We start from the raw sequence: 21680 nt of genomic DNA, 5'->3' as shown, positions 1-21680 counted from the left end.
AAAAGAGCGTTCCGGCACGCGAGGCCGGCCGCGCAGTTTACCATCTGCGCCATGTCCGAATCCCCCATCGCCCCACAATCCGCCGCCGGGGCCGCCGGCGCCATCCGCATCGTCCTGGTCGGCACCCAGCACCCGGGCAACATCGGCGCCGCCGCGCGCGCGATGAAGACCATGGGCCTGTCCAGGCTGGTCCTGGTCAGCCCGGAAAAGCCGCTGGACGACACCGCCTACCGCCGTTCCGCCGGCGCCGAGGACGTGCTCGACCGCGCCCCGGTATACGCCACCCTGGCCGAGGCGGTGGCCGACTGCCGCATGGTGCTGGGCTGCACCGCGCGCAGCCGCCGGGTGCAGCTGGAGCAGCTGGAGCCGGACGCGGCCGCGCAGCGGGCGCTGCAGGCCACCGCCGAGGGGCCGGTGGCGATCGTATTCGGGCGCGAGCGCACCGGCCTGACCAACGAGGAGCTGCAGCTGTGCCACGCCTCGGTGCACATCCCGTCCGATCCGGCGTTCAGCTCGCTCAACCTGGCCGCGGCGGTGCAGGTGCTGGCCTACGAGGTGCGGCTGGCGGTGCTGGCCGCCGATCCGGCTCCGGCCGAGCCGTTGCCGCCGGACGCGCAGCCGGCCACCCATGAGCAGCTGGAAGGCTTCTTCGCGCAGCTGGCGCAGACCCTGGACGAGATCGACTTCCACAAGGGGCGCTCCCCGGATTCGGCCATGCGCAAGCTGCGCCGGCTGTTCGTGCGCACCGGCCTGACCGCGCACGAGGTGCGGCTGCTGCGCGGGGTGCTGGCCGATGCCCAGCGCATGGCGCGGCTGGCAGGCGCGGCGGGCAAGGGGCCGCTGTCGCCCTGAGCGGCTTTCGGCTAGGCTTTGCCGGTCACAGGGGGGATTCACGCTTGTCGAGCATGCGCAATCCGGTCCTGGTGGCGCCGCGGGCGCTGCCGGGTGCGTCGAGGTACGGCCGGGCGATGGCCGTTGCGGTGGCCTTCCTCCGGGCCGATCCTTGCCCTGCCAAGGCCGCGCCGTCCCGGCGCCGGCTGGCCTGCACGGAGGGCGAATGAAGCTGCGCATGGGCCTGCAGGCCAGGTTCCTGGCCTCGATGTCGCTGCTGCTGGTGGTGGTCCTGGTGCTGCTCGGCCTGGTCCTGCAGCGGCAGCAGGCCATGCGCCAGGAGTCGGAGGAGCTCAGCCGTGCGGCGATCCACGAGCTGATCGACGCGCACCTGCATGCGCGCGCCCGTACCCTGGCGCAGCAGCTGGCCACCAGCCTGGCCCGGCCGCTGCAGGAGGGCGACACCGAGGCGATCGCCGCGCTGCTGCGCGAGCAGCGCCAGGACGGCCTGGTCCGGTACCTGCAGGTGGCCGACGCGCACGGGCGGGTGGTGCAGGAAGCCGGGCGCGCCGACGCGGGGCCGTTCCGGGTGATCGAGCCGCCGGCCGGGGCCCCGCCGGTGGCCGAGGTGGTGGTGCGCCAGGACGAGGACGTGCTCGAGGCGATCGCGCCGGTCCGCCGCGACGGCCGCCGCATCGGCCAGGTCCGGGTGGGCCTGGCGCTGGAGGTCGCGCACCGCTTCGAGGAGCAGAACCTGCAACGCCTGCGCGAGCGCGCCGACGAGCTGGCGCGGCGCCAGAACGCCTGGGTGGCGCTGCTGCTGGGCCTGCTGCTGGCCGTGGTGCTGGGCATGGCCTGGTACGTGCAGCGGGTGCTGGTGCGGCCGATCCGCGACCTGGCCGCCTCGGCGCGCCGGATCGAGGCCGGCGACTACAACGTCCAGGTGCGCGCCAGTGCCCGCAACGACGAACTGGGCGAGCTGGAGCGCGCGTTCAACCGCATGAGCGAGAGCGTGGCACGCCACGACCGCGACGTGCGCCAGATCGCCTATACCGATCCGCTGACCGGCCTGACCAACCGCCTGGCCTTCCGCGAGGACCTGGAACAGCGCCTGGAGCAGCTGCACGGCTCCGGCCGCCAGCTGGCGCTGCTGTTCGCCGACATCGACGACTTCAAGCGGGTCAACGACACCCTCGGCCACGAGGCCGGCGACGAGGCCCTGCTGCAGTTCGCCACCCGCATCCGCGAGGCGGTCCGCCGCCACGGCGGCCCGGACGCGCGGCTGGCGCGCTTCGGCGGCGACGAATTCGTGATCCTGGTCGAGGGCGAGGACGTGCGGCCGCTGGCCACCCGCCTGGCCGGGGTGCTGGTGGCCGAACTGCGCGACCCGCTGCAGATCGAGGGCCGCCAGGTGTTCCTGGGCACCTCGATCGGCATCACCCTGTTCCCCGAGGACGCCACCGGCGCCAGCGGCCTGATGAAGAACGGCGACATCGCCATGTACCAGGCCAAGAGCGCCGGCAAGAACGGCTTCCGCTTCTACAGCCGGGCCATGGACCACGCCGTCGAGCGCCGCGCGCACATGGAGCAGGAACTGCGCGGCGCCTGGGAGCGCGGCGAGGTCAGCGTGGTCTACCAGCCGATCGGCCGCACCAGCGATGGCCGGATCGTCGGCGCCGAGGCGCTGCTGCGCTGGCAGCACCCGGAACTGGGCACGATCTCGCCGGCGGCGTTCATCGACGTGGCCGAGCAGAGCGGACTGATCGACCAGCTCGGCCCGCGCGTGCTGCGCCAGGCCTGCATCGACGCGGCGCGCTGGGCGCGCGAGTGCGGCGGCGAGCCGCCGTTCGTCTCGGTCAACGTGTCGCCGCGCCAGCTGCGCCACGGCGAGCTGCCGGGGATCGTGGCCCAGTGCCTGGCCGAGTCCGGGCTGCCGGCCGGGTGCCTGCACCTGGAGCTGACCGAGACCGCGCTGATCAGCGACGAGCTGCAGGCCGGGGCGCTGCTGACCCGGCTGCACGCCACCGGCGTGAAGGTCTGGCTGGACGACTTCGGCACCGGCTTCTCCGGCCTCAGCCACCTGCGCCGGGTGCCGGTGGACGGGCTCAAGATCGACCGCAGCTTCATCGCCGACATGCAGCGCGACCCGGACGACCTGGCCCTGACCAGCGCGATCGTCGCCATGGCCCACTCGCTGGGCATCACCGTGGTGGCCGAGGGCGTGGAGAAGCAGGCGCAGCTGGACCTGCTGGCCGGCCTGGGCTGCGACCTGGTCCAGGGCTACTGGCTCAGCCACCCGCTGGGCGCCGAGGAGCTGGCCGCGCGGCTGGCGGCGCGGGACGCCTGAGCCGGCTCAGGCGCGGCGCAGGCGCCCGATCCATTCGCCCAGCAGCTGCGCCAGCTCGCCCGAGACCAGGGCCATGCCGGCGATGGTGGCGGCCGAGACCAGCCACAGGCCCAGCAGCAGGGCGCCGTCGCGTTCCAGCAGGGCCAGGGCGAACAGCAGCAGCAGGCCGGCGAAGATGTAGTTGGTCATCGGGATCGGCAGCGCCAGCAGCAGGCCCAGCACCAGCAGCAGGAGCCCGGTCAGGACGTTGGCGGCGCGGTTGCCGGCCAGGCCCTGCAGGCGCGGCCGCACCAGGTGCTCCAGCCGCGCCAGCCATGGCGCGATCCGCGCGCGGAAGCGGTTGAGGGTATGCCGCCGCGGACCGCGGCGGCCGACGAAGCGGGGAAGCCATGGCTGCGCCAGGCCGGCTACCAGCTGCAGCCCGATCAGCATCACCAGCGGTCCGGAGACGACCCCGCCGGCGCCGGGGATGGGGATGAAGCCGGGCAGGATGGCCACGAACAGGAACATCCCGAACGCACTGCGGCCCAGCCCGCCGAGCAGGCGGTCCAGACTCAGCAGCTCCTCCGGGTCGCCGTGCGCGAACGCGTCGAGCACGCGGGTAAGCCCGCTGCGCGGGGTGGTGCCGCCCTGGTCAGGCGGGCTGGCCATCTTCCTCCGCCGGCAGGCGGGTCAGCAGCAGTTTGTCCACGCGGGCGCCGTCCAGGTCCACCACCTCGATGCGCCAGCCGGCCCAGTCGAAGTGCTCGCCCACGTGCGGGATGCGGCCGAAGTGGGCGATGCACATGCCGGCCAGGGTGTGGTAGTCGCCGTCCTCGGCGTCGGGCAGGGCGGCGCCGTCCATCAGCTCGCGCAGGTCGTCGGTGGGCAGGGCGCCGCCGACCAGCAGCGAGCCGTCGTCGCGCGCGACCACCAGGGCCTCGCCGTCGTTGTGCTCGACCGCCTGCAGGCGGCCGATGATCGCGCCCATCAGGTCGTTGACCGTGACCAGGCCCTGGATCTCGCCGTACTCGTCCACCACCAGCGCCATCGATTGCTGTTCCTCGCGGAAGATCTCCAGCAGCTTCATCGCATGGGTGGACTCTGACACGAACAGCGTGTCCCTGAGGTGGTCGAACAGCCCGCCCTCGATGCCGCCGCCGGTGTGCAGCAGCGACTTGACCTCCAGCACGCCGGCCACGTCCGCGTCGCTGCCGCGGTAGACCGGATAGCGCGAGAAGCGGTGTTCGCGCATGACCGCCAGGTTCTCCTCCAGCGGCGCGTTGGCGTCCAGCCATGCGATGCGGTTGCGCGGGGTCATCAGGCTGTCGGCGGTGCGGTCGCCCAGGCGCATGACCCGGTTCATCATGTCGCGCTCGTAGGCGTCGATCACGCCCTGCTCGTGGCTCTCGGCCACCAGCATGCGGATCTCCTCCTCGGAGATGGTGCTGACCTGGTCCTTGCCCAGGCCGACGGCGCGCAGCACCAGGCGGGTGCTCTGCGACAGCAGCCACACGAACGGGAAGGCGGCCTTCGCCAGCCAGCCCATGGGCATGGCCACGAACCCGGCGATCCGCTCAGGGGCGGTGATCGCCAGGCGCTTGGGCACCAGTTCGCCGAAGATCAGCGTGAAGTAGGTGATCAGGGCCACCGCCAGCAGCTTGCCGATGCCGGCCGCGTACTGGCCCAGGGCCGGGAACACGTCGTCCAGCCAGTCGCCGATGGCCAGGCCGATGGCCTCGCCGCCGAACAGGCCGGTGAGGATGCCGATCAGGGTGATCCCGATCTGCACCGTGGACAGGAAGTTCTCCGGCTTCTCCGACAGCGCCAGGGCGCGCGCCGCGCGCTTGCTGGCCTGGGCCAGCTGCTTCAGGCGGCTCTTGCGCGAGGTCATGACCGACATCTCCGACATCGCGAAGAAGCCGTTCAGCAGGATCAGGGCGAAAACGATCAGCAGCTCAGCCACGGCGGCGGACCCCGCGGCGTGCATGGGAGGGCTGGTCGTGCAGCGCCGTCAGGGCGCGGCGGAAGTGCGGGCTAGGGTCGTCGTCCATAGGCTGCGCCCGCGGGGCGCGGGGCGATGATAACAGAGGCGCGGGAGCCTCCCGCCGGGGCATGTTGCGCTGCGGCAGTACCGGGCTCCGGCGCGGGCTGTCATAATTTCCCGGATCGCCGCCCGTCCCGAGGCGGAGGACAGTCTTCGATGTTCTCACTCCAGACCATTTTCGGCTCCGGCAAGCAGTTCTTCACCCTGCTGGACGAGGCGGCCATCGCGGCCCACGACAGCACCAAGGCCCTGTACCAGATGATGAAGGCCGCCGACCGGCAGCCGGCGCTGGATGCGTTCAAGCTGGCCCGCCAGCGCGAGCGCACCGCCTCGGAGAAGATCAGCCAGGCCCTGGTGGACAGCTTCATGACCCCGCTGGAGCGCGAGGACATCGAGGCCCTGGGCTCGGCGCTGTACAAGATCCCCAAGCAGGTGGAGAAGTTCGCGGACCGCTACTCGCTGGCGACCCAGCACCTGGCCCACATCGACTTCGCGCCGCGCGCGGCGATGCTGGAGCAGGCCGCGGGCGTGGTGGTGGAGATGGTCCATGGCCTGCGCCACATGAACCTGGACAAGATGACCGTGCTCAACGAGAAGCTGCGGTCGATCGAGAACGAGGCCGACCGGCTGATGCTGGAGCTGTACCGCGACATCTACTCCGGGCGCCTGGACCACCTGCAGATGTTCCTGCTGAAGGAATTCTTCGAGATCCTGGAGAAGGCCATCGACCGTTGCCGCGAGGCCGGCGTGGTGGTCTACCAGATCACGCTCAAGAACAGCTGACGGGCCGCTGCCATGCTGACCCTCGTGCTGGTGGTGATCCTGGCCGCGCTCGTCTTCGAGTTCATCAACGGCTTCCACGACACCGCCAACTCCATCGCCACGGTGGTGGCGACCAAGGTGCTGTCGCCGGGCGCGGCCGTGTCGCTGGCGGCGGTGATGAACCTGGTCGGGGCGCTGATGGGGACCGCGGTGGCGGCGACCATCGCCACCGGCATCCTCAACACCGACGTGGTCGAGGCCAGCTCGCAGGTGATCCTGTGCGCGCTGCTGGGCGGCATCGGCTGGAACCTGATCACCTGGTGGTTCGGCCTGCCGTCCTCGTCCTCGCACGCCCTGATCGGCGGCCTGTGCGGCGCCGGCCTGGCCGCCGCCGGCAACAACTGGGACGCGCTGATCTGGTCGCAGGACCTCGGCAACTGGGCCAAGAACAAGGGCCTGCTGTGGAAGGTGTTCCTGCCGATGGTCACCTCGCCGCTGGCCGGCTTCGTCATGGGCGTGGGCGTGATGGTCCTGCTGTGGGCGATCATCGCCGCCATGGCCCGCGCCGGCGGCGTGCTTCGCCGGCTGGCGCGCCCGCGCTGGGTCAACGCCTTCTTCGGCAAGGTCCAGATCGCCTCGGCCGCGTACATGGGCTTCGCCCACGGCCACAACGACGCGCAGAAGACCATGGGCATCATCGCCCTGACCCTGATGGGCGCCGAGGCCGCCGGCACCCTGGACGACCTGCCGGGCTGGCTGGCGTTCCTGCACCCGGGCGACACCGACAGCACCCACATCGCCACCTGGATCGTGCTGACCTGTGCCCTGGTGATGGCTGCCGGCACCGCGTCCGGTGGCTGGCGCATCATCAAGACGCTGGGCCACAAGATGGTCAGGCTGCACCCGATCCACGGCTTCGCCGCCGAGACCAGTTCGGCCACGGTGCTGACCCTGGCCGCGCACTTCGGCATGCCGGTGTCCACCACCCACAGCATCTCCACCGCGATCATGGGCGTGGGCTTCGCCAAGAACCCGCGCGCGCTGAAGATCGGCGTGATCGAGCGCATCGTCTGGGCCTGGATCATGACCATCCCCGCCGCCGGCGGCCTGGCCTGGCTGTTCCTGCGCGGGATGAAGGCGCTCGGCTGGGCCTGAGCGCCTGCCTGCCGCCACGCCGCTGCAAAGCAAAGGCCGCCGCAAGGCGGCCTTCGCTTTTACGGCGCGGCGGTGCTGGCTAAGCTGGGCCCATGCCCGACGCCACCCAGGACGCCGCCGCCCGCATCCTCGCCGCCGTGCGCGCCATCCCGCGCGGGCAGGTGGCCGGGTACGGCGAGGTGGCGCGGCGCGCGGGCCTGCCCGGACGCGCCCGCCTGGCGGCACGGGTGTTGTCGCAGAACACCGACCGCACGCTGCCCTGGCACCGGGTGCTGCGCGCCGACGGCCGCATCGCCTTCCCCGAAGGGTCGGCCGGCTACCGCGAGCAGTGCCAGCGGCTGCGCGCCGAGGGCGTGGCGGTGGTGGACGGGCGCGTGCGCCGCGAGCTGATGGCCGACGCGCACGGCGACCTGGACGCCATGGTGTGGGGGCCGCCGCCGCGCTGAGCGCGGGGCCCGGCCCGGTGCGCGGGGCCGTTATGATGGGCTTCCCCTTCCATGGAGCCGCGGATGTTCGCGCGACTGCCCCCCGTCACCCAGGCCATGCTGATCGCCAACGTGGTGGTGTTCCTGCTGCAGCTGATGCTGGGCAACGCCACCTTCTCGACCTTCATGCTGTGGCCGCCGCAAGGCTTCGATCCGTTCTCGCCCGCGCAGAATTTCCAGCCCTGGCAGCTGCTCAGCTACGGCTTCCTGCACGGCAGCTTCGGCCACCTGCTGTTCAACATGCTGGCGCTGTACATGTTCGGCTCCCCGCTGGAGCTGACCTGGGGCCCGCGCCGGTTCCTGGCCTACTACCTCATCTGCGTCGCCGGCGCCGGCCTGTGCCAGCTGCTGGTGGGTTGGTGGACGGTCTCCGCCGGCGGCCCGCCGTATCCCACCCTGGGCGCCTCCGGCGGCGTGTTCGGCCTGCTGCTGGCCTACGGCATGCTGTTCCCCAGCCAGCGGGTGATGCTGCTGTTCCCGCCGATCCCGATGAAGGCGCGCACCTTCGTCATCGTGTTCGGCGCGATCGAGCTGGTGCTGGGCTTCACCGGCTGGCAGCCGGGCGTGGCCCACTTCGCCCACCTGGGCGGCATGTTGTTCGGCTGGCTGGTGATCCGCTACTGGCGCGGCCAGCCGCCGTTTGGCGGGCGGCGCCCGCCGCGAGGTCCCAGCCACCTGCGCCGGGTGAAGTAGGCGCGGGCGGGAAGGAAAGGTGAAAGGCGCGGGCAACCGCGCCTTTCCTGTTTGCGCGGCCGGACCGAAGCGGTGCCGGCGCGGGGCGGGGAGGGCACGGTCCCCGAGGCGATGCCGGGAACGGCCCGGGGTGCCCGCCGCCGGCGCAAAAAGAACGGGGCCCGGCAATGCCGGGCCCCGCGTGCGCTTGCCTTGCGCGTGCGCTTACCAGATCACGACCTGGGCATCGCCCTGGCGGGCCATGGGCGCGCCGGCCTCGCACTTGAACGCCGCGGCGAACGCCGGCAGGTTCGAGGGCGCGCCGATGGCGCGGAACTGCGACGGGGCGTGCTCGTCGGTGGCGATGCGCTGCTTCAGCTCTTCCGGGGTGAAGTTGCGGCGCCACACCGTGGCCCAGTTGAGGAAGAAGCGCTGGTCGCGGGTCAGGCCGTCGGTCATCGGGTCCGGCTGGCCCTCGGTGGCCTTCTTCATCGCGTCGTAGGCCGTGGCCAGGCCGCCCAGGTCGGCGATGTTCTCGCCCAGGGTCAGGCGGCCGTTGACCTTCTGGCCGTCGGCGGTGGTGTAGCCGTTGAACTGCTCGATCAGCTTGGCGGTGCGTGCGGCGAAGCCCTTGGCGTCGGCCTCGGTCCACCAGTTCTCGAACTTGCCGGTCGGCCCGAAGCGGCTGCCCTGGTCGTCGTAACCGTGGGTCATCTCGTGGCCGATCACCGCGCCGATGCCGCCGTAGTTCATCTCGTCGGTGGCTTCCGGATCGAAGAACGGCGGCTGCAGGATGGCGGCCGGGAACGCGATCTCGTTCGACAGCGGGTTGTAGTAGGCGTTGACCATCTGCGGCGGCATGCCCCACTCGGACTTGTCGACCGGCTTGCCGATCTTGCCCAGCTCCCAGCGGTAGTTGAACTCGCGGGCGGCCAGCACGTTGCCGATGTAGCTGTCGCGGCCGGTCTCCAGGCCGTCCCAGGAACGCCACTTGTCCGGGTAGCCGATCTTGGTGGTGAACGCGGCCTGCTTGTCCAGGGCCTTGGCCTTGGTCTCCTCGCTCATCCACTCCAGGTTCTGGATGCGCGCCTTCAGGGCCTCGCCGAGGTTGGCGACCAGGGCCTCCATCTTGGCCTTGGACTCGGGCGGGAAGGCGACCTGCACGTACATCTGGCCCAGGGCCTCGCCGGCCTGGCCGTTGATCGTGGCCAGCACGCGCTTCCAGCGCGGCTTCATTTCCTTCTGGCCGCGCAGGGTGGCCGAGTAGAAGTTGAAGTTCTCCTGCACGAACTCGTCGCTCAGGTACGGCGCGGCGCCGTCGACGGTGTGGAAGCGCAGGTAGGCCTTCCACACGGCCGCGTCGGTGTCGGCCAGGGCCTTGTCGACCTCCTTGTGGAAGTCCGGGATCGCCAGCGAGAACATCTCCGGCGCGGCCACGCCCTGGGACTCGAAGAACTTCGACCACGGGAAGTTCGGGGTCAGCGCATCGGCGTCGGCCAGGCTGACCGGGTTGTAGAACAGGGACACGTCGCGGGTCAGGTCCTCGCGCGACTTGGACGCCTTGGCCAGGCGGGTCTCGAACGCCATCACCTGCTTGGCCTGCTCCTGCGCCGCGGCCGCGTCCACGCCCGACAGCTCGAGGATGCGGGCGATGTGGGCCACGTACTTGTCGCGGATGTCCTGCTTGTCGGCGTCGGTGTAGTACTTGCTGTCCGGCAGGCCCAGGCCGCCCTGCGACACGTAGGCGATGTTCATGTCCGGGTTCTGGAAGTCGGCCTCCGGGCCGAATCCGAACAGGAAGTTGCCGCCCTTGGCGGCGCGGCTGCGCAGGTACTCGGCGATCGCGTCCTTGTCGGCCAGCGCGTCGATCGCGGCCAGCTCGGCGGCCAGCGGCTGGATGCCCTGGGCGTTGATCTTCGCCTCGTCCATGCCGGTGGCCCACAGGTCGCCGACGATCTTCTTCACGCCGGTGGCCGAAGCGTCGGCGCCGGCCTGCTCGGCCAGCTGCTGCTGGATCGCGGTGGAGCGCTCGTCGAGCATCTCGAACGCGCCCCAGCTGGTGCGGTCGCCCGGGACCGGATTGGCGTCCAGCCACTTGCCGTTGGCGTAGCCGGCGAAGTCGTGGCAGGCCTGCTTGGTCTCGTCCAGGTCGGCCACCTGGAAGCGGTTGACCGGCGGCAGCCGGCTCTCGTCCAGGGTCAGGGCAGGCGCTTCCGCGGCGGGGGCGGACTCGTCCTTCTTGGAGCAGGCAGCCAGCGCCGTGGCGATCGCCAGCGGCAGCAGCAGGGCTTGGGTCTTGCGCATGTTCACGGTTTGGGGTCTCCGGCCCGTATGGGCGTGCAATGGCCCCCTGGGGGGCAGTGGCACGGACTGTACGCCAGCGTCTACTGCCGGTGGCACTGCCGGAGGTCATGCACAATGGGCCGGGACCCGGGAGGAGGGCGGATGGAAATCGAGTTCCATGGCGCGGCCGGCGGAGTGACCGGCTCCATGCACCTGGTCGAGGCCGCCGGCCGGCGGATCCTGCTGGACTGCGGGATGCTGCAGGGCGGACGCGAGCTGGAGGCCGGCAACGCCGCCCCGTTCCCGTTCGACCCGGCCGGGCTGGACGCGGTGGTCCTCAGCCACGCCCACATCGACCACATCGGCCGGTTGCCGCTGCTGGTGGCGCGCGGCTACCGCGGGCCGGTCTGGCTGCAGCGGGCCACCGCCGACCTGCTGCCGGTGATGCTGGAGGACGCCGCCTCGCTGGCCGCCTCCGAGGCCGAGCGCGCCAACCGCCGGCGGGCACCGGGCGAGCCGGCCCAGGCGCCGCTGTTCACCGCGGCCGACGTGGCCCGGGTCCTGGACCTGCTGCGGCCGCTGGACTATGGCGCGCGCACCGCGATCCTGCCGGGGGTGGAGCTGGCCCTGCGCGATGCCGGGCACATCCTCGGCTCGAGCATCGTCGAGCTGTGGGGCGACGGCCGCAAGCTGGTGTTCTCCGGCGACCTGGGGCCGAAGGGCACGCCGATCCTGCGCGACCCGGAGGCCATCGCCGAGGCCGACCTGGTGGTGATGGAGTCCACCTACGGCGACCGCAACCACCGCGAGCGCAGCGCCACCGTGCAGGAGCTGGGCGAGGTGTTCGAGCACGCCTGGCGCGAGCGCGGCACGGTGCTGATCCCGGCCTTCGCCGTGGGCCGCAGCCAGGAGCTGCTGTACTGGTTCGCGCGCTACTGGCAGGAGTGGAAGCTGGAGCGATGGCGCATCTTCCTGGACAGCCCGATGGCGGGGAAGGTGGTGGCCGTGTACGACCGCCACCAGGCGCTGTTCGACGAGCAGGCCAGCCAGGTCTGGCGGCAGCGGCCCTCGCCGTTCCGGCTGCCCAACCTGTACTACACCGAGACCACCCAGGCCTCGATGGGGATCAACGCGATCGCCTCCGGCGCGATCGTGATCGCCGGGTCGGGCATGGCCAATGGCGGCCGCATCCAGCACCACCTGCGCCACCGCCTGGAGCGGCGCGACACCCACGTGGTGTTCGTCGGCTACCAGGCCGAGGGCACGCTCGGCAGGCGCCTGGTCGAGCGCGCGCCCTGGGTGCGCATCCACGGCCAGGAGCTGCGGGTGGCGGCGCAGGTACACACCGTCGGCGGCCTGTCGGCCCATACCGACCAGCGCGGGCTGCTGCAGTGGTACGGCCAGTTCCGCGGCACCCCGCCGGTGGCCCTGGTGCACGGCGAGGACCCCGCGCGCCAGGCACTGGCCGGCGAACTCGGCCGCCGCTTCGGGGCGCGGGTGGAACTGCCGCGGCCCGGTACCCGCCTGGCGGTCTGAGGCGCGGCTCCGGTGGCCGGTGGTATACCTGCGCGCATGCGGAACGAAGACGCGCGGCGTGACGTGCTCCTGGTCGGCGGCGGCCACAACGGCCTGGTCTGCGCCGCCTACCTGGCCCGGGCCGGGCTGAAGGTGACCGTGCTCGAGCGCCGCGGCGTGGTCGGCGGCGCGGCGGTCACCGAGGAGTTCCATCCCGGCTTCCGCAACTCGGTGGCCTCGTACACGGTCTCGCTGCTGCAGCCGAAGGTGATCGAGGACCTGGACCTGCACGGCCACGGCCTGCGCATCGTCCTGCGCCGGCGCAACAACTTCCTGCCGCTGCCCGACGGCCGCTACCTGCTCACCGGCGGCGGGCGCACGGCCGAAGAGGTCGCGAAGTTCTCCCGCCACGACGCCGAGGCATTGCCGGCCTACGAGGCGCGGCTGGAGGCGATGGCCGACGTGCTGCGCGCGCTGGCGCTGCAGCCACCGCCCAACGTCACCGACGGTGGCTGGCTGCAGGCGCTGCCGGAGCTGCTGCGCACCGCACGGCTGGGCCGGCAGTTGCATGCGCTGGAGCCGGCGCTGCGCCAGGACCTGCTGGACCTGTTCACCATTTCCGCCGCCGAATACCTGGACCGCTGGTTCGAGAGCGGGCCGATCAAGGCCCTGCTCGGCTTCGACGGCATCGTCGGCAACTACGCCAGCCCGTACGCCCCGGGCACCGCCTACGTGCTGCTGCACCACGTGTTCGGCCAGGCCAACGGGGTCAAGGGCGCCTGGGGCCATGCCATCGGTGGCATGGGCGCCATCACCCGGGCGATGGCGCGCGCGGCCGAGGCGGCCGGCGCGGAAATCCACACCGGCCAGGGCGTGGAGCGGATCCTGGTCGAGGGCGGGCGCGCCACCGGCGTGGTCACCGCGGCGGGCGAGACCTTGCGCGCCCGCGCGGTGGTGGCCAACGTCAACCCGAAGCTGCTGTACCAGCGCCTGCTGCCGGCCGGCGCGGTACCGCCGGCCACCGCCGAGCGCATGCGCAACTGGCGCTGCGGCTCAGGCACGTTCCGCATGAACGTGGCGCTGTCGCGGGCCCCCGACTTCCTTGCGTTGCCGGGAGAGGGCGAGCACCTGACCGCCGGCATCATCCTGGCGCCCAGCCTGGACTACATGGACCGCGCCTGGCGCGACGCCCGCGAGCACGGCTGGTCGCGCGAGCCCATCGTCGAGATGCTGGTGCCCTCGAGCCTGGACGATTCGCTGGCGCCGCCGGGAATGCACGTGGCCAGCCTGTTCTGCCAGCACGTGGCGCCGGAACTTCCCGGCGGCCGCAGCTGGGACGACCACCGCGACGAAGTGGCCGACCTGATGATCGCCACCGTGGACCGCTACGCGCCGGGCTTCGCCGCCTCGGTGCTGGGCCGGCAGGTACTTTCGCCGCTGGACCTGGAACGCGAGTTCGGCCTGGTCGGCGGCGACATCTTCCATGGTGCGCTGAGCCTCAACCAGCTGTTCTCGGCGCGGCCGATGCTGGGCCAGGCGCACTACCGCGGGGCCATCCCGGGCCTGTACCTGTGCGGCTCCGGCACCCATCCCGGCGGCGGCGTGACCGGCGCGCCGGGCCACAACGCCGCCCAGGTGGTGATCGGCGACCTGCGCTGAGGCGGCGCCCGCCGCGCGGCAGGCGGGCCGCGCAAGCCGGATGGGTTCCGGCCCCGCGCCATGCGGGGCCGGGAGCCTTGGCTCACTGCACCACGGTGACCTTCTTGCGGTTGTCGCCGGAAGCGCGGTCGATCAGCTTGTTGTACGGGTCCACGCCGGCCTCGTAGGGCAGTTCGTCGACCACCAGCTCCAGCGTGGTTTCCGCCTGGGTGAGGCGGTGCTTGGCCAGGTACAGCACCTTCTCGTCGGCCTCGCTGCCGCCCGGCGGACGGGCGAACACGCCGATGTCGACCATCACGTCCACCGGTTCCTGGGTTTCCTTGCCCTTGCCGTCGGTGGAGACCTTCTCCGCCTGCACGGTGAGGGTCACCGCGTACTTGCCGTCCTCGCGCTTGCGCGCCTCGGCCACGGTGGCGCGGTGGTTCCAGAACACGATCCGCTCGAACAGGTCCCGGATGAACGGGTGGTGCTCCGGTTCGGTGCGCGCGTAAAGCAGGTCGAGGAAGTCGCGGGTGGTGGGGTAGGGCGGGCCCTTGAACGCCCACTGCCGCAGGAACTCGGCCAGGATCGCGTTGAGCCGCTCCTCGCCGATCGCGTCGCGCAGGGCGTAGAACACCACCGAGCCCTTGCGGTAGTGGATGTACTGCTGGTTCTCGTTGAGCGCCAGCGGCAGTTCCTGGACGCGCTCGGTCGCGCGATTCCCCAGGTAGCGGTCCAGCTCGTACCGGAGGAAGCGGCGCATCTGCCGCGGCCCGTACTCCTTCTCCATCACCATCAGCGCCGAGTACTGCGCCAGCGACTCCGACAGCATGGTCGCGCCCTGCACGTCGGCGCCGATGACCTGGTGCGCCCACCACTGGTGCGCGGCCTCGTGCGCGGTCACGTAGAACACGTAGTCGATGGCGTCCGGATCGCGCAGGTCGGCGATGAAGCCGATCGACTCCGAGTACGGGATGGTGCCGGCGAAGGCCTGGGCGAAGGTCTGGTAGCCCGGGAATTCCAGGATCCGGAACTGGCGGAACTGGTAGGGCGAGAAGTTGCGGCTGAAGTAGTCCAGCGACTTCTTGGTCGCGTCGATCATCCGCGGCACGTTCCAGGCGTGGGTCGGGTGGTGGTAGACCTCGATCGCCACGTCGTTCCAGCGGTCGCGCGCCACCTTCCAGTCGGCCGACAGCCAGGAGAAGAACGGCAGCACCCGCGCCTCGGACTTGTAGTGGTAGTAGCGGCGCCCGTTCTCTTCCCACTCGCGCTGCAGGTAACCCGGGGCCAGCGCGACCTGGCCCGAACTGGTGGACACCACGGTCTCGAAGTCCACCCAGTCGCCGTTGGTGGTCAGGTAGTTGGCGTTGCGCCCGGCCGGGTCGTCGATCGGGTTCATCCGCGGCAGCTCGGGCAGGCCGTGCTTGCGGCGGTCGTTGCGGTCCTGCAGCTGCGCGCGCTCGCTGTAGCCGAACTGCGGCAGCACGGCGTAGTTGTTGAAGAACGAACCGTTGTACACGAGCTGGGTATCGGTGCCGCCGACGGTGAAGCCGTTCGGGCGCGCGGCGATCTCGTACTCGAAGTCCATCGCCGCACCCGGCGCCAGCGGGGTCTCCAGGCGGTAGATGGTGTAGCCGTGCACCTTGTCGGCATCGACCACGGTGTGCGGGCCGAATTCCATGCGCCGCACCTCGTAATCCGGGGACAGGCGCACGTGCAGGTCGCGGATCGGGGCGTCGCCGCGGTTCTCCAGGCGGTAGTGGCCGCGGATCTGCAGCCGCCGCTCCTCCGGGAAGATGTCCACGTCGGCGCGGATCGAGGCGATGCGCGGCTGCGGCAGGTCCTTGTACTGGCGGTAGCGCTTCTCGTAGTCGGCCGCGCGCTCCTTGGCCAGGTCGCCGGGCACGTACTCGTTGCGGATGTTGGTGTTGTAGAAGATCCAGCCGCCGAGCCCGGCGAAGGCCAGCAGCGAGGCCGCCAGGGTGGCCGCCACCGGCGCGCGCAGCCGCGCCCGCGCCTGGCGCAGGCGGTCGCGCCAGTGCAGCGAGGTGCCGCGCGGCCAGAACAGCAGGGCCACGGCCAGCAGGGCCACGGCCAGGGCGGCCCAGTAGGCACGCACGGTCAGGTGCGCGCCCAGGAAGTGGCCGTAGCCGTTCATGTCCGAATACGGCAGCGGGGTGGTGGCGTTGTAGCTGTACAGCAGGTGGTCGAAGTGCAGCATGCCCTTCGCCGCCTGCGCGACCAGGAACACGATCATCAGCAGGTAGCCGATGAACTTGTTGCCCGACACCGCCTGCAGGAACACCGCCAGCGCCGCCATCAGCATGAAGCCGAGGGCGTCCAGGGCGATGCCCTTCAGGTACAGCAGCGGCTCGATCGCGGTGAAGCCGTGGCCCAGCTGCCAGGCGAGGGTGAACAGCGCGCCGCCCAGGTACATGGCCAGCACCAGACCGGCCAGCGCCGTCAGCTTCGAGGCCAGCGGGATCCAGTCGGGCAGGGCGTAGGCATCGGTGGCCTCGGCCACGCGCGCGCCGCGTTCGCGCCAGACCAGCTCGCCGGCGTAGAACGTCACCACGACGACCAGGAACAGGCTCATGCTGGCGCGGATGGTGCCGAGCATCTGCCGGGTCACCGGGTACAGCTCGGTGCCGTAGATGTTGTCGCCGAACATCAGGGCGACCAGGATCACCAGCAGGCCCAGCAGCAGCATGACCAGGTACGGCGCGCCCAGCAGCGAGGCGCGCGGGTCGAACGCGGCCAGCCTGCGGTACTGGGTCCAGCGCGCGGCCAGGCCCTCGCGCAGGCCCACGGCCGGCGCCGTCGCAGCCGCGGCCGCGCCCTTGCGTCGGCGCAGGACCAGGCCTTCGCGGTCGGCGCGGAACAGGCGGAAGGCGGCAGCCAGCAGCAGCGCGCTCACGCCCAGCCACAGGAGGCGGTTGCCCAGCAGCAGGCCGCCCAGCTGCGGCAGCTGGGTGTTGTACTGGGCGCTGGACCAGTAGCGGATGTGCTCGTCCACGGCCGCGCCGCCGGACGGATCGACCAGCGCCGCGATCCAGCGCGTGTCCAGGTCCGAGGTCAGCGAGCTGGAGACCGTCCACAGCACGATGAAGGCGATCGCGCCGATGTAGGTGTAGAGCATCGAGCGGGTCAGCGTGGCCAGCAGGAACAGCAGCGCCGACAGGAACAGCAGGTTGGGCACCACCAGCACCGCGAACGCCCAGGCGTAGGCGGACCAGGGCGTGGGGCCGAGGCGCTCCGGGTCCAGCCACGGCATCAGGCTGCCCAGCCAAAGCCCGAAGGCGATGACCAGCATGATCGCCAGGCTGGCGAGGAAACCACCGCCGAAGCGGCCGAGCAGGTAGTCGCGCTTGCGCAGAGGGGTGGCGAAGAACAGCTCCGCGGTGCGCTGCTCGAAGTCGCGCAGGCGATGCCGGCCACGAAGATGGTCGACAGCAGCACGCTCAGCACGCTGAAGGCGCACAGCAGGCTGACCACCACCGCCGGCGCGTTGCGCATGATGTTGCCGCCGCCGCCGCCGCCGCCGAAGCTGACGTTGTCCGAGGCCATGCTGGCGAAGCCGAACAGGCCGAACACCGCAAGCACGATCCAGAACACGCCGTTGCGCAGCAGCAGGCGCCCTTCGAAGGACAGGATGTGGCGCAACATGGCTCAGGCCGCCTTTGCCGGGGCGGAAGCCAGCGCGACCTGGCGCAGCTCGCCGAAGTAGACGTCTTCCAGGCTGGCCGGGACCGCGGCGAAGCCGTCGCCGGGGTCGCTGTCGGCGAGCACGTGCACCACCGGCTTGCCGGCGACCAGGCGCGAGGACAGCACCGCGTGCTCGTGCACCAGGCGGTCCAGCTCCTCCTTCTCCACCCGCTTGCGCCAGATCCGGCCTTCCAGCGAACGGATCGCCTCGCGCGGCTCGCCGGCCAGGCGTACCTGGCCGGCGGCGATGATGGCCATGCGCGGGCACAGGTCGGTCACGTCCTCGACGATGTGGGTGGACAGGATCACCACCGTGTTCTCGCCGATCTCCGCCAGCAGGTTGAGGAAGCGGTTGCGCTCCTCCGGGTCCAGGCCGGCGGTGGGTTCGTCGACGATCACCAGCGAGGGTTGGCCGATCAGCGCCTGGGCGATGCCGAAGCGCTGGCGCATGCCGCCGGAGAAGGTGCCGAGCTTGCGCTTGCGCACGTTCCACAGGTTGACCTGCTGCAGCAGCGCCTGCACCAGCTCCCTGCGCTCGCCGCGCGCGGTCACGCCCTTGAGCACGGCGAAGTGGTCCAGCATCGCCTCGGCCGAGACCTTCGGGTACACGCCGAAGTCCTGCGGCAGGTAGCCCAGGCGCTTGCGCGCCTGTTCCTTGTTGGCGAGCACGTCCAGGCCGTCGAGGGTGAATGCTGCCGCTGTCCGGCTCCTGCAGGGTGGCGATGGTGCGCATCAGGGTGGATTTGCCGGCGCCGTTGGGGTCCAGCAGGCCGAACATGCCCCTGGGGATGTCCAGCGACACGTCCTTCAGTGCCTGTACGCCGTTGGCGTAGGTCTTGGACAGCGAGCGGATCTACAGCATTCGTCTCCTCCGTTGGAACTCCTGGATGATGCGGACCGGTCGGCCGGCGGCGCCATCGGCGGATGGCGGGTGCCGGGGGCGGGAAAATCCGAGTCAGGGCCCGGCGCCGGCCGCGGGCGCGCCGTACAGGCGGCCCAGGGCCAGCGCCAGCGGATAGGGGCCGGGTTCGTCGCGGTTGCTCAGCACGACCACCGCCAGGCGCTGCCGCGGCCAGCGCACGATGGCGTTGCGGAAGCCGATGCTCTCGCCGCTGTGCCAGGTGCTGTCGCCGTTGAGGCGCCAGCCATAGCCGTAGTGCGGCACGTCGGGCTCGTCGGTGGCCGTGTGCGGGGCGAACATCAGCCCGCGCCAGGGCTGGCGCAGCAGGCGGTCGTCGTGCAGCGCCGCCTCCCAGCGCGCCAGGTCGTCGACCGAGGCGTAGATGCCGCCGTCGCCCAGCACCGCGCTGGTCGGGCTCTGGTCGGTGCGCACCCAGGCGCCGCCGGCCTGGCTGTAGCCCCAGGCGCGGTGGGCGACGGTGTCGTGGCCTTCGCGATGGGCCACGGCGGTGGCCATGCCCAGCGGCGCGAAGATGCGTTCGCGCAGGAACGCCGGGAAGTCCTGCCCCGAGGCGCGCTCGACCACCAGCGCCAGCAGGGCGTAGCCGCTGTTGCTGTAGCGGTAGGCGCTGCCGGGCGGGAAGTAGGTGCGGTCCTGGCCTTCGAGGATGGCCAGCACGTCGGCGTCGTGCACCTGGCGGTCGAGGCCCGCCGGCAGCACGTCCTCGTAGTCGACCAGGCCGGAGGTGTGCGACAGCAGGTGGTGCAGGGTGACCGCCGCGGCCGCCGGCGGCAGCGAGGGCAGCCAGCGCCTGGCCGGATCGTGCAGCGACACCCGCCCGTCCTGGGCCAGCAGCAGGATCGCCGCGGCGGTGAACTGCTTGGTCAGCGAGGCCAGGCGGTAGCAGCTGCGCGGGGTGGCCGGCACCCCGGCCTCCAGGTCGGCCATGCCCCAGGCGGCGCGCAGCAGCGGCTCGCCGTCGCGCAGCACCAGCACCGAGGCGCCGGGCACCTGGCCCTGGTAGTCGCGCAGCAGCGCCTGCACCTGCTCCGGCACGTCGTGCACGTCCTGCGCGGCCGGGGTGCCGGCAAGCATCAGCAAGGGCAGCAGTCGCAGCATCGGCGCGGCTCCAGTCCAGGGACTGGCTGCAGCCTAGCGTGCCCGGGGCGGCCCCGGGATATGCCGGAAGGCGGGGGTCAGGCCGCCGCCTGCTCGCGCAGCTGGCGGGCGCGCTCGGCGCCCAGGTAGGCGATGATCGCCCGCCGCATCAGGTACAGCAGCGGGATCAGGGCGATCGCGCACAGCATCTTGTAGGCGTAGTTGAGGGTGCTGACCGCCAGGAACAGCGAGGTCGGCCACTTCTGCGGGCCGAGCACGAAGGCGATCCAGATCACCACGAAGCTGTCCACCAGCTGCGAGACCGCGGTCGAGCCGGTGGCGCGCAGCCATACGTGGCGCTCGCCGGTGGCGCGGCGGATGCGATGGAACACGGCCACGTCGATCAGCTGGCCGACCATGAACGCGGTCAGCGAGCCGGCAATGGTCCACAGGCCCTGGCCGAACACCGCGGCGAACGCGGCCTGGTAGTCCGGCACGCCCTGGGCCACCGCGGCCTCGCGCCACCAGCCGGCCGGGGCCAGCCAGATCGCGGCGAAGGCGAACAGGAAGCCGTAGCCGATCAGCGCGGCCGCCAGCCAGGAAATGAAGCGCACCCCGCGGCGGCCGAAGAACTCGTTGATGGTGTCGGTCATCACGAACACCACCGGCCACAGCAGGGTGCCGGCGGTGAAGCTCAGCGAGCCGCTCTGGCCGAACAGGTTCCATTCGAACGGGGCCAGGCCGAGGGTGTCCTCCAGGGCGAAGATCTTGACCCCGATGAACTCGGCCAGCACCGCGTTGGCGCAGAAGAACGCGGCCAGCACGACGAACAGCCGCACCGCGCGGTCCTGCAGCGGACGGGCGAACACGGCCGCTTCCATCAGCGCTCCCCCGCGCGGGTGAAGGGCATGCTTTCCGGGGCCACGGCGCCGCCGGAGATGATGAAGCTCATGGCCTGGTCCACGGTCCAGTCGGTGGGCGTGAGCAGTTCCACCGGCACCACCTCCAGGTAGCCGGAGGTGGGGTTGGGCGTGGTCGGCACGTACACCGCGGCCAGCTCGCGCCCGGTGCCTTCCTCGCGCAGCACCCGGGTGACCAGGCCGATGGACTTCATCTCCCGGTGCGGGAAGTCGATCAGGACCACGCGCTGGGTGCTGCCGGGCTTGGTCTGCAGGATGTCCAGCAGCTTGCGCGCGCTGGTGTAGATCACGTTGGCCAGCGGCACCCGCGCGATCAGCGCCTCGAACCAGCGCAGCAGGCGCTGGCCGACCACGCGCCGGGCCAGCACGCCCACCCCCAGGATCACCAGCAGGGTGGCGAGCATGGCGATGGTGTTCTGCACCCACACCGCCTGGACCCAGTCCAGGTAGCCGGGGAAGGAGGCGGCGATGCGCCGCGACAGCGGCCCCACCCAGGGGCTGCTGATCCCGGACAGCAGCACGAACACGAACTTGATCACCACCCAGGTCAGCCACAGCGGCAACAGGGTCAGCAGTCCGGTGAGGAACAGGCGTTGCAGCGAGGCGCGCGACGGCGCAGGGGCGGCGGGGGTCATGGCGCGGATTGTATAGCGCCACCCGCATGGTCCGGGCGGGCCGGGGGCCGCCCCCGGACCCGGAAGCCGGCAGGCTGCTGGCCGCGGCGGTGGCGGCGTGGAGGATGCCGTCGCCGGTCGGCCGCTTCAGCCGCCCGGGGCCGGGCGCCGGTCGGGCTTGCGCCGCACGTAGACCTGCTTGTGCACCCGGGCCACGACCTGGCCCTCGGTGTCGACCACGTCGTTGGCGAACCAGTGCAGGTACTTGTCGCCGCCGGCGGTGGCGGCCCGGATCTGCTCCAGCACCGCGTCGTCGATGCGGAATTCGGTGGAGACGGTGCTGCGCCCCGGGCGCAGGAATTCAATCCGGCCCTCGCGGTCCCACACGTAGTAGTCCCGGCCCAGGCAGTGCATCAGCAACAGCATCCAGAACGGGTCGGTCATGGCGAACAGGCTGCCGCCGAAGTGGGTGCCGACGTAGTTGCGGTTCCAGGGGCGCAGGCGCAGCTCGACCCGGGCATGGCGCCAGTCCGGCGCCAGCTCGGCGACGTGGATGCCGGTGAACAGGAACGGGGGCCACAGGTTCATGCCGTGGCGCATCAGCGCGGGCGTCATTGCGGTGGGAACACGGATCGGGGGCGGGGGCAGGAGCGTACCATACGTATTGGTACGGAAATGGTTTCATGCGCGGGGGGAGGGGGTGCTGGGCTAGACTGTCCGCCTTTACC

At 71.3% G+C, this 21680-nt stretch carries 17 protein-coding genes and 1 pseudogene; 8 read left to right on the top strand and 10 right to left on the bottom strand.

All coding sequences use genetic code 11. The annotated features are described in order from the left end of the window. The first annotated feature begins 51 nt into the window (after nucleotides 1-51). On the top strand, nucleotides 52-852 hold the full coding sequence (locus EIM48_RS06735) for an RNA methyltransferase (RefSeq protein WP_019398091.1): 801 nt from the start codon (nucleotides 52-54) through the stop codon (nucleotides 850-852). Between the two features lie 205 nt (nucleotides 853-1057). Continuing rightward, nucleotides 1058-3178 (top strand): EAL domain-containing protein, encoded by a 2121-nt coding sequence (locus tag EIM48_RS06730; protein ID WP_125111337.1) that lies wholly within the window; start codon nucleotides 1058-1060, stop codon nucleotides 3176-3178. Between the two features lie 6 nt (nucleotides 3179-3184). On the opposite strand, the gene EIM48_RS06725 is transcribed toward EIM48_RS06730, so the two are convergent. Together EIM48_RS06725 and EIM48_RS06720 are read right to left on the bottom strand one after the other, a co-directional pair. Continuing rightward, nucleotides 3185-3829 (bottom strand): exopolysaccharide biosynthesis protein, encoded by a 645-nt coding sequence (locus EIM48_RS06725; RefSeq protein WP_125111336.1) that lies wholly within the window; start codon nucleotides 3827-3829, stop codon nucleotides 3185-3187. Continuing rightward, complete coding sequence (locus EIM48_RS06720) at nucleotides 3813-5123, bottom strand: hemolysin family protein (RefSeq protein WP_019398088.1); 1311 nt, start codon at nucleotides 5121-5123, stop codon at nucleotides 3813-3815. The genes EIM48_RS06725 and EIM48_RS06720 overlap by 17 nt, the downstream gene beginning before the upstream one ends. 237 nt (nucleotides 5124-5360) lie before the next feature. Between EIM48_RS06720 and EIM48_RS06715 the strand changes: the two genes are divergently transcribed. The 4 genes from EIM48_RS06715 (at nucleotide 5361) to EIM48_RS06700 (ending at nucleotide 8299) form a co-directional block, all read left to right on the top strand. After that, a complete protein-coding gene (locus EIM48_RS06715; protein WP_019398087.1) occupies nucleotides 5361-5987 on the top strand; it encodes a DUF47 family protein in 627 nt (208 codons plus the stop codon). Nucleotides 5988-5999: 12 nt separating this feature from the next. Continuing rightward, entirely contained in the window at nucleotides 6000-7121 is a 1122-nt protein-coding gene (locus tag EIM48_RS06710; RefSeq protein WP_125111335.1) for an inorganic phosphate transporter, read from the top strand. A 92-nt stretch (nucleotides 7122-7213) separates the two neighbouring features. Continuing rightward, on the top strand, nucleotides 7214-7567 hold the full coding sequence (locus EIM48_RS06705; protein ID WP_125111334.1) for an MGMT family protein: 354 nt from the start codon (nucleotides 7214-7216) through the stop codon (nucleotides 7565-7567). A gap of 63 nt (nucleotides 7568-7630) precedes the next feature. Continuing rightward, nucleotides 7631-8299, top strand: a complete 669-nt coding sequence (locus EIM48_RS06700) for a rhomboid family intramembrane serine protease (protein WP_028914723.1) — start codon at nucleotides 7631-7633, stop codon at nucleotides 8297-8299. Nucleotides 8300-8503: 204 nt separating this feature from the next. Here EIM48_RS06700 and EIM48_RS06695 read toward each other — a convergent pair whose 3' ends face one another. Further along, nucleotides 8504-10582, bottom strand: coding sequence for a M13-type metalloendopeptidase (locus EIM48_RS06695; RefSeq protein WP_125108702.1), 2079 nt, complete (start codon nucleotides 10580-10582; stop codon nucleotides 8504-8506). Between the two features lie 141 nt (nucleotides 10583-10723). Here EIM48_RS06695 and EIM48_RS06690 point away from each other — a divergent pair, with 141 nt between their 5' ends. Beyond that, complete coding sequence (locus EIM48_RS06690) at nucleotides 10724-12097, top strand: MBL fold metallo-hydrolase (RefSeq protein WP_019398082.1); 1374 nt, start codon at nucleotides 10724-10726, stop codon at nucleotides 12095-12097. A 36-nt stretch (nucleotides 12098-12133) separates the two neighbouring features. Next, entirely contained in the window at nucleotides 12134-13735 is a 1602-nt protein-coding gene (locus EIM48_RS06685) for an NAD(P)/FAD-dependent oxidoreductase (protein WP_026010404.1), read from the top strand. A gap of 82 nt (nucleotides 13736-13817) precedes the next feature. Here the strand turns inward: EIM48_RS06685 and EIM48_RS06680 are convergent, their stop codons facing one another. From EIM48_RS06680 to EIM48_RS06655, 7 genes and pseudogenes are all read right to left on the bottom strand, one after another. Then, nucleotides 13818-17027, bottom strand: a complete 3210-nt coding sequence (locus EIM48_RS06680) for a M1 family aminopeptidase (RefSeq protein ID WP_233581650.1) — start codon at nucleotides 17025-17027, stop codon at nucleotides 13818-13820. Next, nucleotides 16988-17380: a hypothetical protein gene (locus EIM48_RS15550; protein ID WP_233581649.1), complete on the bottom strand. Its 393-nt coding sequence runs from the start codon at nucleotides 17378-17380 to the stop codon at nucleotides 16988-16990. Before EIM48_RS15550 ends, EIM48_RS06680 begins: the two co-directional genes overlap by 40 nt. A gap of 3 nt (nucleotides 17381-17383) precedes the next feature. Then, nucleotides 17384-18272: pseudogene (locus EIM48_RS06675) on the bottom strand (ABC transporter ATP-binding protein). A gap of 102 nt (nucleotides 18273-18374) precedes the next feature. Beyond that, the gene (locus tag EIM48_RS06670) at nucleotides 18375-19439 is read right to left on the bottom strand and encodes a serine hydrolase domain-containing protein (protein WP_125111333.1); all 1065 of its coding nucleotides are present in this window, start codon (nucleotides 19437-19439) and stop codon (nucleotides 18375-18377) included. A gap of 77 nt (nucleotides 19440-19516) precedes the next feature. Further along, on the bottom strand, nucleotides 19517-20299 hold the full coding sequence (locus tag EIM48_RS06665) for a queuosine precursor transporter (protein ID WP_019398077.1): 783 nt from the start codon (nucleotides 20297-20299) through the stop codon (nucleotides 19517-19519). Beyond that, nucleotides 20299-20973, bottom strand: a complete 675-nt coding sequence (locus EIM48_RS06660; RefSeq protein ID WP_019398076.1) for a DUF502 domain-containing protein — start codon at nucleotides 20971-20973, stop codon at nucleotides 20299-20301. The genes EIM48_RS06665 and EIM48_RS06660 overlap by 1 nt, the downstream gene beginning before the upstream one ends. 126 nt (nucleotides 20974-21099) lie before the next feature. Continuing rightward, entirely contained in the window at nucleotides 21100-21567 is a 468-nt protein-coding gene (locus EIM48_RS06655; protein WP_019398075.1) for a DUF4442 domain-containing protein, read from the bottom strand. Between the last annotated feature and the right edge of the window lie 113 nt (nucleotides 21568-21680).

The sequence above is a fragment of the Pseudoxanthomonas sp. SGNA-20 genome (genome assembly GCF_003931635.1).
Classification (GTDB): Bacteria; Pseudomonadota; Gammaproteobacteria; order Xanthomonadales; family Xanthomonadaceae; genus Pseudoxanthomonas.
The sequence above is the reverse complement of the archived record's forward strand: the minus strand, read 5'-3'. Positions and strand labels throughout refer to the sequence as shown.

Bases quoted from the DNA above. Each gene is read 5' to 3' on its own strand.
- EIM48_RS06735 (WP_019398091.1), top strand. From the start codon at position 52: ATGTCCGAATCCCCCATCGCCCCACAATCCGCCGCCGGGGCCGCCGGC.
- EIM48_RS06730 (WP_125111337.1), top strand. From the start codon at position 1,058: ATGAAGCTGCGCATGGGCCTGCAGGCCAGGTTCCTGGCCTCGATGTCG.
- EIM48_RS06725 (WP_125111336.1), bottom strand. From the start codon at position 3,829: ATGGCCAGCCCGCCTGACCAGGGCGGCACCACCCCGCGCAGCGGGCTT.
- EIM48_RS06715 (WP_019398087.1), top strand. From the start codon at position 5,361: ATGTTCTCACTCCAGACCATTTTCGGCTCCGGCAAGCAGTTCTTCACC.
- EIM48_RS06710 (WP_125111335.1), top strand. From the start codon at position 6,000: ATGCTGACCCTCGTGCTGGTGGTGATCCTGGCCGCGCTCGTCTTCGAG.
- EIM48_RS06705 (WP_125111334.1), top strand. From the start codon at position 7,214: ATGCCCGACGCCACCCAGGACGCCGCCGCCCGCATCCTCGCCGCCGTG.
- EIM48_RS06700 (WP_028914723.1), top strand. From the start codon at position 7,631: ATGTTCGCGCGACTGCCCCCCGTCACCCAGGCCATGCTGATCGCCAAC.
- EIM48_RS06695 (WP_125108702.1), bottom strand. From the start codon at position 10,582: ATGCGCAAGACCCAAGCCCTGCTGCTGCCGCTGGCGATCGCCACGGCG.
- EIM48_RS06690 (WP_019398082.1), top strand. From the start codon at position 10,724: ATGGAAATCGAGTTCCATGGCGCGGCCGGCGGAGTGACCGGCTCCATG.
- EIM48_RS06685 (WP_026010404.1), top strand. From the start codon at position 12,134: ATGCGGAACGAAGACGCGCGGCGTGACGTGCTCCTGGTCGGCGGCGGC.
- EIM48_RS06680 (WP_233581650.1), bottom strand. From the start codon at position 17,027: ATGCTGGTCATCGCCTTCGGGCTTTGGCTGGGCAGCCTGATGCCGTGG.
- EIM48_RS15550 (WP_233581649.1), bottom strand. From the start codon at position 17,380: ATGTTGCGCCACATCCTGTCCTTCGAAGGGCGCCTGCTGCTGCGCAAC.
- EIM48_RS06670 (WP_125111333.1), bottom strand. From the start codon at position 19,439: ATGCTGCGACTGCTGCCCTTGCTGATGCTTGCCGGCACCCCGGCCGCG.
- EIM48_RS06665 (WP_019398077.1), bottom strand. From the start codon at position 20,299: ATGGAAGCGGCCGTGTTCGCCCGTCCGCTGCAGGACCGCGCGGTGCGG.
- EIM48_RS06660 (WP_019398076.1), bottom strand. From the start codon at position 20,973: ATGACCCCCGCCGCCCCTGCGCCGTCGCGCGCCTCGCTGCAACGCCTG.
- EIM48_RS06655 (WP_019398075.1), bottom strand. From the start codon at position 21,567: ATGACGCCCGCGCTGATGCGCCACGGCATGAACCTGTGGCCCCCGTTC.